At 64.2% G+C, this 12,360-nt stretch carries 10 protein-coding genes; 5 read left to right on the top strand and 5 right to left on the bottom strand.

The window, feature by feature from the left end; genetic code table 11:
* Nucleotides 1-2: 2 nt before the first annotated feature.
* A complete protein-coding gene (locus B5V03_RS38620) occupies nt 3-986 on the bottom strand; it encodes a helix-turn-helix domain-containing protein (RefSeq protein WP_129275640.1) in 984 nt (327 codons plus the stop codon).
* 177 nt (nt 987-1,163) lie between these two features.
* Between B5V03_RS38620 and B5V03_RS38615 the strand changes: the two genes are divergently transcribed.
* Both B5V03_RS38615 and B5V03_RS38610 read left to right on the top strand, forming a co-directional pair.
* A complete protein-coding gene (locus B5V03_RS38615) occupies nt 1,164-2,354 on the top strand; it encodes a serine hydrolase domain-containing protein (RefSeq protein ID WP_129275639.1) in 1,191 nt (396 codons plus the stop codon).
* 15 nt (nt 2,355-2,369) lie between these two features.
* A complete protein-coding gene (locus B5V03_RS38610; protein WP_129275638.1) occupies nt 2,370-4,352 on the top strand; it encodes a primary-amine oxidase in 1,983 nt (660 codons plus the stop codon).
* Here B5V03_RS38610 and B5V03_RS38605 read toward each other — a convergent pair.
* A complete protein-coding gene (locus B5V03_RS38605; RefSeq protein ID WP_164988571.1) occupies nt 4,349-4,774 on the bottom strand; it encodes a cupin domain-containing protein in 426 nt (141 codons plus the stop codon). The genes B5V03_RS38610 and B5V03_RS38605 overlap by 4 nt on opposite strands.
* Before the next feature lie 506 nt (nt 4,775-5,280).
* Between B5V03_RS38605 and B5V03_RS38600 the strand changes: the two genes are divergently transcribed.
* From B5V03_RS38600 to B5V03_RS38590, 3 genes are all read left to right on the top strand, one after another.
* The gene (locus B5V03_RS38600) at nt 5,281-7,269 is read left to right on the top strand and encodes a TonB-dependent siderophore receptor (protein WP_164988570.1); all 1,989 of its coding nucleotides are present in this window, start codon (nt 5,281-5,283) and stop codon (nt 7,267-7,269) included.
* Between the two features lie 13 nt (nt 7,270-7,282).
* Nucleotides 7,283-8,575 carry a siderophore utilization protein FsrB gene (gene fsrB, locus B5V03_RS38595; RefSeq protein WP_129275635.1) on the top strand — a complete coding sequence of 431 codons (1,293 nt, stop codon included), beginning with the start codon at nt 7,283-7,285 and terminating at the stop codon, nt 8,573-8,575.
* Nucleotides 8,576-8,656: 81 nt separating this feature from the next.
* Nucleotides 8,657-9,472 carry a hypothetical protein gene (locus B5V03_RS38590; RefSeq protein WP_129275634.1) on the top strand — a complete coding sequence of 272 codons (816 nt, stop codon included), beginning with the start codon at nt 8,657-8,659 and terminating at the stop codon, nt 9,470-9,472.
* Here the strand turns inward: B5V03_RS38590 and B5V03_RS38585 are convergent.
* Genes B5V03_RS38585 through B5V03_RS38575 form a run of 3 tightly spaced genes read right to left on the bottom strand, consistent with a single transcriptional unit; the run spans nt 9,469 to nt 12,245 of the window.
* Complete coding sequence (locus tag B5V03_RS38585) at nt 9,469-10,365, bottom strand: SMP-30/gluconolactonase/LRE family protein (RefSeq protein WP_129275633.1); 897 nt, start codon at nt 10,363-10,365, stop codon at nt 9,469-9,471. The genes B5V03_RS38590 and B5V03_RS38585 overlap by 4 nt on opposite strands.
* Nucleotides 10,362-11,534, bottom strand: a complete 1,173-nt coding sequence (locus tag B5V03_RS38580; protein ID WP_129275632.1) for a M24 family metallopeptidase — start codon at nt 11,532-11,534, stop codon at nt 10,362-10,364. The genes B5V03_RS38585 and B5V03_RS38580 overlap by 4 nt, the downstream gene beginning before the upstream one ends.
* A gap of 51 nt (nt 11,535-11,585) precedes the next feature.
* Complete coding sequence (locus B5V03_RS38575; protein WP_129275631.1) at nt 11,586-12,245, bottom strand: GntR family transcriptional regulator; 660 nt, start codon at nt 12,243-12,245, stop codon at nt 11,586-11,588.
* Nucleotides 12,246-12,360 lie beyond the last annotated feature (115 nt).

Genomic DNA, 12,360 nt, shown 5'->3' with positions numbered 1-12,360 from the left:
CGTCAGGCCACCAGCCTGGCGCGCCGCAGTGTCTCCGAGGGCAGCTCGGAGAAGTGGCGCTTGTAGTCGAGCGAGAACTGGCTGAAGTGCCAGAAGCCGTGTTGCACGGCGACGTCGTAGACCGACGCATCAGCGGCGCGCTTCAGGTCGCGCCGCACCCGGTTCAGCCGCATCGCGCGCCAATAGTACATCGGGCTCGTGCCCAAAACTTCCTGGAAGCAATAGCCGAGCTTGCGCGGGCTCGCGCCGACCGCCTTGCAGACCTCCAACAGCGACAGCGCGCGCTCGCCGCTGCCATGCATCAACTCGCGGGCACGATCGACGGTGCGCTTGCGCGCCGCCGAGCTGCGGCCGGGATCGCAGGGGCGCGCCGTCGGTAGCATATCCATGATCTCGACGAGGAGGGCGTCTTCCAGCGCCTGCCGGGCAATCGGATCGTCGAAGCGCTCGGGCGCGGTCGCGATGGTCTCGTGAATGGCGGCGAGATGGGCGCGCAGCCGCGCGACCGGCGCTTCCGCCGTCTCGATCACCCGCAACTGGTGCCAGACGGCGCGCGGCAGCTCGATATCGAGCCGGGCCGCAAGCTCCGCGATCAACACCGTGCTGGCAACGACGCCGCGCAGCTCGAAGGCCTTTGGCGTACACATGTCGATCTCGGCGTCGATGCTGGCGAGCACGCGGGCTCCGTTGGTACTGGTCCCGTTGCAGCTGAGTTCGCCGTCGCCGTCCCAGGGCAGGCCGATGCCAAAACTGTCGGGGCCGAGCTGGCCGTATTGGCGCACCTGCTGGCTGGTGATCTCGCGGAACACCTCGAGCCGGGGCAAGGAGAGCTGGGTAAAGCTGCCTCGAAAGGCGCCTGCGCTGATCTGGTCATAGCTCAGCCGCCAGCGGCCGAGCGTGGCGCAATGCTCATCGACATCCGTGCTGCTCGCCTGAAGCAGATTGGAAGCCGAGTCTTGAATCGGAAGAGTTGCGCTTAAGGCCATGACCGAACGTCAGAATTTGCCAGCCGAGAACTAGCAAGAGCTACGCCAGACTGGCATGCCCCACGCCCGAGTCCAGCAAAATATTGCCGGATCTCGATAACGCTCAACGCGGCCTTTGTGCAGTCTTCCTCTCCAGTCGTCCCGACACCGGGGTTTGGAATGGCCGGAGGGATCGAGATGCGACCGACCGAGATCATGCGTGGCAGCCCGCCCGCACCCGAGGCCCAGGTGACGCGCGCCAACTGGCGCAGCTTTCCCGCGATACGCTGGGGCTTTACCCACACCCGCGAGGTGTTGCCGACCGCCGAGGTGCGTCGCTCGGCGCAGCCGACGCCCATCAAGAGCGCGCCGCGTGAGCTGGCAAAGCTCAGCTTCACCGCACCTGACGGTAAGCCCACCACGATCGAAACCATGCTCCGCGAAACCTTTGCCGATACCCTCCTCGTGATGCACCGGGGCGCGCTGATCCACGAATGGTACGGCGACGGCATGAGCGTGACCACGCCGCATCTGATCTGCTCGATCAGCAAGGCCATTGCCGGTACGCTCGGTGGCATCCTGGCCGCGCGCGGTTTGCTCGATCCCGAGGCGAGGGTGGTGCGCTACGTGCCGGAGCTGGAGACGTCCGTCTACGGCACCTGCACCGTGCGCAACCTGCTCGACATGGCAGTCGCGATCAAGTTCGAGGAGGATTACGAGGACCCCGCCGGCGACGTCGCGCGCTATCGCTTCTCTTCGGGCTGGGACGTGCCGCCGCCTGGCGTCGAGCCCGGCCACCAGCGTGCCTATCTCACCACGCTGCGTGGCACCGGTAAGCCGCACGGCAAGGTGTTTCATTACGTCTCGCCCAACACCGAAGTGCTTGGCTGGGTCTATGAGCGGGCCTGCGGCATGCCGTACCACCGCATCCTCTCCGAATATCTCTGGCAGCCCTTGGGCGCCGAGGACGACGGCTCCCTCACGCTCGACAGCCACGGCATGGGCCGTATCGCCGGCGGTCTCTCATTCACCGCGCGCGATCTGCTCCGCTTCGGCGAGATGATCCGCTGCCGCGGCGTGGTCGAGGGCCGACAGGTGGTGCCGGGTTGGTGGATCGACGACATCCGCGAGAACGGCGATTCCAAGGCCTGGGCCGACGGCGATCTCGCCGAGTTCTTCCCGGGCGCGCGCTACCGCAGCAAATGGTTCACGATCGATCCAGCACGCAACGCGCTCACCGCGATCGGCATCCACGGTCAGCACCTCTATGTCGATCTCGACGCGGACACCGTCATTGTCAAGCTTGCGACCCAGCCGAAGGCGATGGACGTGCCGATCGACCAGCGCTGGTTCGCCGCCTTCCGCGCCATCACCACGCATCTCGCCTGACTTCTGGACATTCCCATGCTCGATACCGTCAAAGCCAAATCGCACACCGTCGCGCCGCATGCGCTCGATCCGCTGACCGCGGAGGAGATCACGGCGGCCTGCACGCTGGTGCGTGCGGCAGCCAAATCGCCCGAGAATTGCCGCTTCCCGACGGTGCGGCTGGAGGAGCCGACCAAGCAGGAGCTGGCCGCTGATAGAGCAGGGCGCCGCGCCTTCGCGCTGACGCTCGACGTGACGACGGGCGAGGCGATCGAGCACATCGTCGATCTCGGCCGCAACGAGATCGTCACGCGAAAAGTCATTCCGAACCGCGAGGCGCCCTATGGCCAGCCGCCGGTGATGCTGGAAGAGTTCTTCAAATGCGAGGCCGTGGTGAAGGCCGATCCAGGCTGGCGCGCGGCGATGGTCCGGCGCGGGCTCACCGACAGGGATATCGAGCTGATTCAGGTCGATCCGTTTTCCTCGGGCTTCTTCGATTTCGAGTATGAGCGCGGCGCCCGCATCGTGCGCGCCGTCAGCTTCTTCCGCGAGCACCTTCAGGACAACGGCTACGCGCACCCGATCGAGGGCGTAATCGCCGTGGTTGACCTCATCGGCGGCAAGGTCATCGATCTCACCGACGCAGATCCGATCGTGCCGATCCCGCGCAAGAAGCGGAACTATGGCGCCCATGAAGTCGCGAACCCGCGCACCGACATCAGGCCGCTGCATATCGAGCAGCCCGAGGGCGCCAGCTTCAAGGTCGACGGCTGGAAGGTCGACTGGCAGAAATGGAGTTTTCGCGTCGGCTTCACGCCGCGCGAGGGCCTTGTGCTGCATCAGCTCAGCTATCAGGACGGCGAGCGCAAGCGGTCGCTGATCCATCGCGCCAGCGTCACCGAGATGGTGGTGCCTTACGCCGATCCGACCGCAAACCACTTTTGGAAGTCGGCGTTCGATGCCGGCGAATACGGGCTCGGCATGCTAGCGAACGCGCTCGAGCTTGGCTGCGACTGCCTCGGCAATATCCATTATTTCGACGTGCCGGCCGCGGATAACAAAGGGGCACCCTTCGTCATGCAGAACGCCATCTGCATGCACGAAGAAGACTACGGAATAGCCTGGAAACACTACGAATTCCGCAACGGCCTGTTCGAGGTCCGCCGTTCGCGCCGCCTGGTGGTCTCGTTCTTCGCGACCGTCGGCAATTACGACTATGGCTTCTACTGGTATCTCTACCAAGACGGCACGATCCAGCTCGAAACAAAACTCACCGGAATCATCCAGACCGCCGCCGTGCTATCAGGCGAAAAGTACAAATGGGGCGGCATGGTCGACGACAATCTCGGCGGGCCGACGCACCAGCATTTCTTCAACGTGCGTCTGCACATGGATCTCGACGGCGGCGGCAACACGGTGACGGAGCACGACTTCGTGCCGCGGCCCTGGGGTCACGACAATCCGCATGGCAACGCCTTCGACACCACGACGCGCGTGCTGTCGCGTGAGCGCGATGCGGCCGCCATTGCAAACGGCGAGACGGGCCGGTTCTGGAAGATCAGCAATCCCAACGAGACCAATTCGGTCGGCAATGCGCCGGCCTACAAGCTTGTCGTCAATCCGAGCCCGCTGATGCTGGCGCAGGAGGGCAGCTATGTGCGCAAGCGCGGCGGCTTTGCGACCAAGCACGTCTGGGTCACCGCGTTCGATGCGGATGAGAAATACGCCAGCGGCGACTATCCCAACGTCCATGCCGGCGGCGACGGCCTGCCGCGCTACGCAGCCCAGAACCGCAACATCGAGAATACAGACATCGTGCTGTGGCACTCCTTTGGCCACACCCACATCTGCAAGCCCGAGGACTTTCCGATCATGCCGGTCGAATATGCCGGCTTCATGCTGAAGCCGACCGGCTTCTTTTCGGCGAATGCGGCCGGCGACATCCCGCCTGAACGTAACAGCCGTAGCGTCCTTGCGGGCGATGAGGAGGGCGGCGGAAGCTCGTGCTGTAAGAGCTAGGCAGCCGGCGGGTAATAGAGAAATTCGATCATCAGGCAGCCATCGCGGGTGAAGAACGGTCCATGCTCGACATGGGCCGGCCTCACGGCGTAGGTGCCGGGCTCCAGCCGCCGTGCTTCCAGTGACGCGGTGCCGATCGACAGCGTGCCCGAAATCAGGAAGACCTCTTCGCACCATTCATGCGAGACGGGATGCTCCACCGAGGCACCGGCGGCCCAGCGCGACAGTCGCGTCACGGCGCCCGTCCGCGCCGGATGATCGAAGCGGCCAGACAGGATCTTTTCCTCGACACCGACATAGCCGGGGACAGCGCGCCATCCATCATCGGCGAGCGCGTTGAAAAACTCCCTGTGGTCCTTCATGAACCGGCCGAACCCGGACTCCGCCATCATCATCTCCCACACCGATCGAACAGCGCTCATCATAGCTGAGCTTTATTTGAATTAGTCTAGTTCAAAACGTCTGCGAACAGGCGATCGCGCCTGAGCGCATTCGCCGCAGGTGCTGCGCACAGCTCTGGAGAGGTTCTAACGCGGTTCCTATCGCGCTCCGAAAACGCCTGCGTTAGGGCGAGACATCAAAAACGATACCGGCGAAGCCGGCGGTGCGTGGGGCCTCGAACGACGTGACAGACTTCCAACTTCCTTCGCGTTCCGACGCGCGACTTCGACTGATTCAGGTGCTTTTCTTCGGAGCCGCGAGCACCTTCGCTCTCATCGTTCCCATCGGTTCCGCGCGAGCACAAGCGCAGATTCCCTCGGTCGCCGTCGAGGCTCCAGCCCAGCGCATTCGTCCCGCTGCAACGGCTTCATCGCGGCAAACGGCAAGGACACGTGCCGCACGCAGCAGCCGTCACGCTCCGGCGCAACAGGGCGCTCCGACCCAATCCGCGTCGAACGGCCCCACCGGCGAACGCGCCGGCGGACCGGTGCGCGGCTTCGTCGCGACGCGTAGCGGCACCGCCACCAAGACCGATACGCCGCTGATCGAAACGCCGCAGTCGATCTCCGTCATCACCACCGACCAGGTCAGGAACCAGGGCGCGGTCTCGATCGGCGAAGCCCTGCGCTACACCGTCGGCGTCAGCGGCGACGTCAATGGTGGCTCGGACACCCGCTTCGGCGGCCTTCAGATCCGCGGCTTCGACATGACTATGCCGGGCCTCTACATCGACGGCTTGCGGATTCCCTCCAGCAACTACGTGCATTTCAATGGCCTCGATCCCTACGGTGCCGAGCGCCTCGAGGTGCTCAAGGGACCGTCCTCGGCGATGTATGGCGGCAGCGGCACCGGCGGCCTGCTCAACTACGTGACAAAACTGCCGACCGCGCAGCAGTTCGGCGAAGTCTCGGTCTCCGGCGGCAGCTTCAACCGCTATCAGGGCCAGTTCGACATGGGCGGTCCCGCCAACAAGGAAGGCACCGTCCTGTGGCGATTGACCGGCGTGGTTCGCGATGGTGAAACCCAGGTCGACTTCAGCAAGGACAACCGCGTCTTCATCGCGCCCGCCGTCACCTTCAAGCCGAACGAGGACACCACCATCACGTTCCTCGCCAACTACCAGCGCGACCGGGCAGGGTGGGGCCTCCAGTTCCTGCCGGCGTCAGGCACGGTGTGGCCGAACAACGGCCGCACCATCCCGGTCTCGTTCTTCGCGGGCGTGCCGAGCTTCGATGCCTTCAACACAGAGATCGCGACCGCCGGCTACCAGCTCTCGCACGATTTCACCGACAACATCACCTTCCGGCAGAACCTGCGCTACGCCTATCAGCACAACGAGGAGAAGGTGTTTTACGGCGGCGGCTATACCGACGAGGCCGCGGGACAGCTCGCGAGGTACGGAAGCACCAGCAATTCCTACATCAACTCCTTTGCGGTGGATAACCAGCTCCAGGGCAAGTTCGCGACCGGCATCCTCAGCCACACCACGATGGTGGGGATCGACTATCGCAACACCACCTTCCGCGACACTGCTTTCAGCGTCACGACCTCGGCCCCCGAGATCAACGTCTTCAATCCGGTCTACAGCTACGACTGGACCGTCGGCGCCATGAGCGACAACACCGGCGTCAAGCAGTCGCAGGTCGGCCTTTACGCGCAGGACCAGATCAAGCTCGGCCGGCTCTCGTTCCAGCTCGGCGGCCGCCAGGATTTCGTGACGACGCAGGTCGACAGCGGTATCGCCAACACGTCGGTCTTGAAGGATGCCTCGGCTTTCACCGGCCGTGCCGCCGTGATGTACAATTTCGACAATGGCATCGCGCCGTACTTCAGCTACTCGGAATCGTTCCTGCCGGTGCTGGCGACGGGGCCGGGCGGCCAAATGCTCAATCCCGAAACGGGGGTCCAGTACGAGGTCGGCGTCAAATACCAGCCGCTCGGCTGGAACGCGCTGTTCACCTTCGCGGCCTTCGACCTGACGCGCGACAACGTCGTCACCTATGCGCCCGGGTCGGTCTTCGCCGAACAGACCGGACAGGTGAAATCGCGCGGCATCGAGCTCGAGGGCACCATGTCACTCGCCGACGGCTGGAACCTGCGTGCGGCCTACGCCTATGTCGATGCCGTGATCACGCAGGATCCGGTGAATATCGGCAAGGCGCCGGTCACCGTGCCACTCAACCGCGCCTCGCTGTGGAGCGACTACACGCTCCAGAACGGGCCGCTCGCCGGCGTTCAATTCGGTGGTGGCATCCGCCATGTCGGCGCGACCTGGGGCGATGACCCCAATACGTTCAAGGTTGGAGCGTCGACCGTGCTGGATGCGCTGCTCGCCTATAACAGGGATAATTGGCGGCTGTCATTGAACGTCACCAACCTCGCCGACACGCGCTATGTCGCCGCCTGCTACAGCCTCGCGGGCTGCTTCTATGCGGAGGGACGCAAGGCCATCGGCAAGCTGACCTACCGCTGGTAGTGAGATCTGAGCAATGAGAGCGATATTCGGCAGGCTGCATCGCTGGGCGGGACTGCTGACGGCCGGCTTCCTGTTCTTCTCCGGCATCACCGGCGCGATCATCTCCTGGGACCATGAGCTAGACGACGTCCTCAACAGCCACCTGTTCGACGTCTCGACCAAAGGCCCGGCGATCCCCTCGATCGAGCTCGCCAAAATGATCGAGCAGCGAGATCCCCGGGCGCGCGTTGTCTATCTCTTCATGACGCCGGAGGAAGGGCACTCGCTGTGGTTCTTCGTGATGCCGCGGATTGATCCTGCGACCGGCAAGCGCTTTGCGATGGACTACAACCAGGTCTTCCTCGATCCCAATACCGGCATCGAGCTCGGCCGCCGCTACTGGGGCGCCGTGTGGCCGGTCACGCGAGAGAACTTCGTCTCGTTCCTCTACAAGCTGCACTACACCATGCACATCCCTGAATTCTGGGGCAGCGACCGCTGGGGCATGCGCGTGCTCGGCATCATCGCCATCATCTGGACCATCGACTGCTTCGTCGGCTTCTATCTCACGCTGCCGTCCCGGCGCAGCGCCAAGGCCGCGCGGGCGCCTGCCGTCACGCGCCAGCTTGATCGTGGTTTTTGGGCGCGCTGGGCGCCGGCCTGGACCATCAAGACCTCGGGCAGCGCCTACCGGATCAATTTCGACATCCACCGCGCCTTCAGCCTGTGGACCTGGGGCGTGCTGTTCATCATCGCCTTCACGGCGTTCTCGCTAAACCTTTATTTCGAGGTGTTCTCGCCGCTGATGAAGATGGTGTCGAACTACACGCCGACGCCCTATGAGCAGCGGCCCTATCGCGATCTCGACGATCCCATCGAGCCCAGGGTGACCTTCGCCGAGATCGCCGCGCGTGCGGCCGCCGACGGCAGGGCCCGAGGGTGGACCATTCCGGTCGGCGCGCTCAGCTACGGCCCGGCCCATGGCGTCTACGCCGCCGCCTATTTCCATCCCGGCGACGATCACGGCGCCGGCGGCGTCGGCCCGGCGCAGCTTTATTACGACAGCGAGGATGGCCGACCGCTCGGCGAGCGGCTGCCCTGGGTCGGCACCGCCGCCGATATCTTCGTGCAGGCGCAGTTTCCGCTGCATTCGGGCCGCATCGTCGGACTGTTCGGCCGCATCCTGATCTCGATCATGGGGCTGGTGGTAGCCGCGCTCTCGGTCACCGGCGTCGTGATCTGGTGGCGCAAGCGCCGCGCCCGCATCCGCTCGCGCGAGACGGCGGCCGTGCGGCTGAGCCGGCAGCAGCTCACGCCGGCGGAGTAGGGCACCCGACCTCGCGGATGAACCTTCCCGCCCGGCAAGGGCACAAAGACTGGAGATCGCCCCCCGTCGTTCGGACATCGCATGAGATCGCTTGCCTTGCTCTGCCTGCTCGTGTTCGCGACGCCCGCCCACGCGGCTACGCCGGAGCAGCACTATCTCGACCTGCGCGATCGCTACATCGCAAAATTCTCCCAAGCCAAGGAGAGCGACGAGACCTTCAAGCAGCATGATGCCGCACTGAATGAGCTGACGGGCGCGCTGCGCGGCCTGGTGGGACCGGTCACGATCAAGGGGCTGCCGGCGGAGGGCAGGTCGAACGCCGACACGCTGTTCAGGGGCGATTCCGGCTTCGGCCATCTCGACGGCCTCGGCTTTTCCTCCGAAGGCGACAAGCTTCAAGCCGTGGTGACCACCACAGGGCTGCTGAAGCACTGGCTGCGCGAGCACCACGAGGACGGCATGCCGCTGGAGATCGGCGCGGCCTTCAAATCGGACCGCTTCTACTATCAAGCGATCCAGGATTCTGCGTTCGCCAAATATGCCGAGCTGCCGATCGCAAAGCCCGCATTGGCAAGCGCCGCGGTTGCCGTGCTCGGCGTGCGCGGCAATGGCGATCTGAAAGGGCCGCCGCATGAAATCGACGTCGTCGCGATCCAGGGCGACAAGGTCTATTTCCTCGCCAGCAGCGACGCCGTGAAGACCGCCGAGATCCCCGCCTGCGAGCGTGTGTGGAAGCAGATGATGGCGAAGAAGACCCCGCAGGACTCCATGGCCAGGGAAGACCAGGCGATGGACGCCTACACAAAATGTTTCGCCAAGGAAGCGCCGAGCCAGAGCTGGTTTGCGAGTGCGGTGAAGAAGGCGCAGAGCCAGTTGGAGCTGCTGCTGCCGCGCTAACCGAACAGGAAACGGTGCTCCGGCAGCCCCTGCGCGACGCCGTGAATGGCCAGGAGATGACCGGCCTGAGGCTCGATGCCGAGCTGCCGGGGATCCAGGAATTTCCTGGCCGTCGTCACGAACAGCGTCTTGAGGTCGTTTCCTCCAAAGCACAGGCAGGTCGGATTGGTCACGGGCACCGCAATAACCGTATCGATCGTCCCGTCGGGCCGATAGCGCACCAGGCGGCCGCCCGAGAAGAACGCCGTCCATAGCCCGCCATCGACGTCAACGCACGCGCCGTCAGGCCTTTCCCCCGAAGCGCTGTAATCAGCAAACACGCGTCTGTTGCGGATCGTGCCGTCGTCGAGGTCGAAGTCGAACGTCCAGGTGCAGTGTCGTCGCGTGTCCGTGAAATAGAGCGTTCGGTTGTCAGGCGAGAACGCAATCCCGTTTGTGACGATGACGTCGCCGAACAGGCGCGTCACCTGGCCGTCGCCGGTCACGCGGTACAGCGCGCCGTTCGGACGATGCAGCTGGTTGTCCATGGTGCCGATCCAGAGACGACCGCGCGCGTCCACGCGGCCGTCGTTGAGACGGTTGTCGAGGCCGTTTTCGACCTCGCAGAATTCGGCGGGAGGAGCCTGGTCGGAAACGCGACGGGAGAGCCGCAGGTCCTGCGCGAGCAGATGCGAGCCGTCCGCCGTCAGGGCCTGGCTGCCCAGGAATTGGCCATCATGGGAAGTGACGTGATGGGCGCCCGTCGCCGGATCGAAGGATTGATGAAGCCTGCCGTCGATGTCGATCCACCACAGCTTGCGCGAACGGTCGCACCACAAGGGCGTTTCGCCAAGAATATCCGCGCTGGCGACGGCGGTCTCGACTCTGTATGCGGGGATCGAATTGGCGGTCATGCCGGAATCCGGTTCCAGCCGCGGGCGTCGTCGCCAAAAGCCTGATAGCCGGTCGAGGTCACGGCGATCGTATCTTCGAGCTTGATGAAGCCACGGCGCTTGTGGGGCAGCGTGGTTTCGATCGAGAGAACCATGCCGGCCTCCAGCGGCGCATTGGCGTCGTCGGCGGGATAGGGAATAGGGCCGCTCGCCGTCAGGCGCGGCGCTTCGTGGCCGACGATGCCCATGCCATGGGCGACGAAATGCATCTGCTTGCCGTGAGGAGACCGCGCGAGCGCGTCATTCGCAGCGGCGTAGATGTCGCTGCCGACAAGACCCGCCCGGATCGGGGCGCGGGCCGCCTGCTGGATCAGGTCGATTTCCGCGAGCAGATCGACGAGTTCGCCGTCCGGCGCTCCGTGCACGGCCATCCGGCAGAGATCGCCGATGTAGCCTTTGTAATTCCCGCCCGAATCCAGGGACATGATATCGCCCGGCTCGAGACGTTGCTCGGAGGGAGCCCGGTTGAGGCTCGTTCCCATCGTCACCAGGGCGTATTCGAAGATCATGTCGCGGGACAGTTCGGCCCGCCGCAAATGATCGATGATCTCGCGTTTGCTTTGCCCGGGGCGTGCCTGGCTGACCGCGTCCATCATGGATGCGACGACGCGCTCGGACGCCTCGCGAAGAATCTCCAGCTCGGCCGCGGTCTTGATCGACCGCAGTTTCTCCAGCGGGCGCATCGCCTCGACGAGCCCGCAATCGGGGAGCCCCTGACGCAGCACGTCTGCCGCGTTAGCGGGAAGGAAGGACATCTCGACGCCGACACGAAGCGAAGACGTCGCGATGGCCTTCACATGGTTGAGAGCGAGCGTCATCGCCTCGACCGAGGTTGACGATCCGAACACGACCGGCGGCATCCAGTAGCCGGCGCCGGTTCTGTTCTGGACGCTGTCCCGCTCGTTGCGGTTGGCGATATAGGCCGACTTGTCCGGCGCGCCCTTCACGTAGACATAGACGGGCAGATAGCGGCTGATGCCAATCGCTTCCATGTAATCGAACTGGAAGTGATAGTACCCGCCGAGCAGGTACTGGATGTTGTGCTTCGAGGTGACGATCAGGACGTCGATGCCTGAAGCATCGAGCAAGCCGTCAAGCCTCGCCGTCGAGAATGGAATTTTGGAGTCCATCTTATCGTTCTTCTTCGCCGACGACTTGATCTTTTCGGTGGGAGAGTGCGGTCAGCTGTCCTTCCAAGAGGACAGGGCATGCGCGACGCAGCCATTGATATGGTCGGTGAGGACGGCCCTGGCGCCCTTGATGTCGCGCTTCAGGGCGCACTCAAGCAACGCCTTGTGCTGGTTGATCGTCTCCGTGCCCCGATAGCGCAGCGCATAGCGGAAGTACTTATCGAACACGACCGCATGGGTGTGCATCAGCTCGCGCGACCCGCAAGCAGAGATCAGCGCCTGGTGGAATTCGCCGTCGTAGCGCTTGCGCAGCTCGGGATCGTCGCCTTCTTTCAGGACGGTGCGTTCCGTGGCCGCCAGCTTGTGATGCGCCGAGACCACGCGGCCCTCCCACTCGACATCGCCGGCGCGGAACGACTCGGCCATCGCATGATGCTCGAGCAGGATGCGCAGGTCGGCGAGCTCGCGCAAATTCTGGATCGAGATCGGCGCCACCTCGAAGCCACGCTGGCCTTCGGCGACGACAAAACCCTCCGAGGTCAGGCGATTGAGGATCTCGCGCAGCGTCGAGATGCTGACGCCGTAATCTTCCTTCATCGCATCGAGCTTGAGACGTCCGGACGGCGTCAGCACGCCGAAAATGATGTCGGACCGGATGCGCTGATAGCCGCTGTCGCCCGCCGACAGAGGCCGTTCCTCAAGTGCCGTCATGCCGTCTGATCCCGCCTGTCGGACTGCCGGCCGTCCCGGAGGCGGCCGAACCATCAATGTTGCCAGCAATATAGCAGATCACAGTCATCAGACGTCTAGAGAAATCTCATATGAA

The sequence above is a fragment of the Bradyrhizobium betae genome (assembly GCF_004123905.1).
Taxonomy (GTDB): domain Bacteria; phylum Pseudomonadota; class Alphaproteobacteria; order Rhizobiales; family Xanthobacteraceae; genus Bradyrhizobium; species Bradyrhizobium betae_A.
This window is presented reverse-complemented; position numbering and strand designations above follow the sequence as displayed.

Excerpts from the sequence above, each read along its gene's own strand:
- B5V03_RS38580 (WP_129275632.1), bottom strand. The coding sequence starts at position 11,534 with ATGGACTCCAAAATTCCATTCTCGACGGCGAGGCTTGACGGCTTGCTC.
- B5V03_RS38615 (WP_129275639.1), top strand. The coding sequence starts at position 1,164 with ATGCGACCGACCGAGATCATGCGTGGCAGCCCGCCCGCACCCGAGGCC.
- B5V03_RS38590 (WP_129275634.1), top strand. The coding sequence starts at position 8,657 with ATGAGATCGCTTGCCTTGCTCTGCCTGCTCGTGTTCGCGACGCCCGCC.
- B5V03_RS38585 (WP_129275633.1), bottom strand. The coding sequence starts at position 10,365 with ATGACCGCCAATTCGATCCCCGCATACAGAGTCGAGACCGCCGTCGCC.
- B5V03_RS38575 (WP_129275631.1), bottom strand. The coding sequence starts at position 12,245 with ATGACGGCACTTGAGGAACGGCCTCTGTCGGCGGGCGACAGCGGCTAT.
- B5V03_RS38620 (WP_129275640.1), bottom strand. The coding sequence starts at position 986 with ATGGCCTTAAGCGCAACTCTTCCGATTCAAGACTCGGCTTCCAATCTG.
- B5V03_RS38610 (WP_129275638.1), top strand. The coding sequence starts at position 2,370 with ATGCTCGATACCGTCAAAGCCAAATCGCACACCGTCGCGCCGCATGCG.
- fsrB (WP_129275635.1), top strand. The coding sequence starts at position 7,283 with ATGAGAGCGATATTCGGCAGGCTGCATCGCTGGGCGGGACTGCTGACG.
- B5V03_RS38605 (WP_164988571.1), bottom strand. The coding sequence starts at position 4,774 with ATGAGCGCTGTTCGATCGGTGTGGGAGATGATGATGGCGGAGTCCGGG.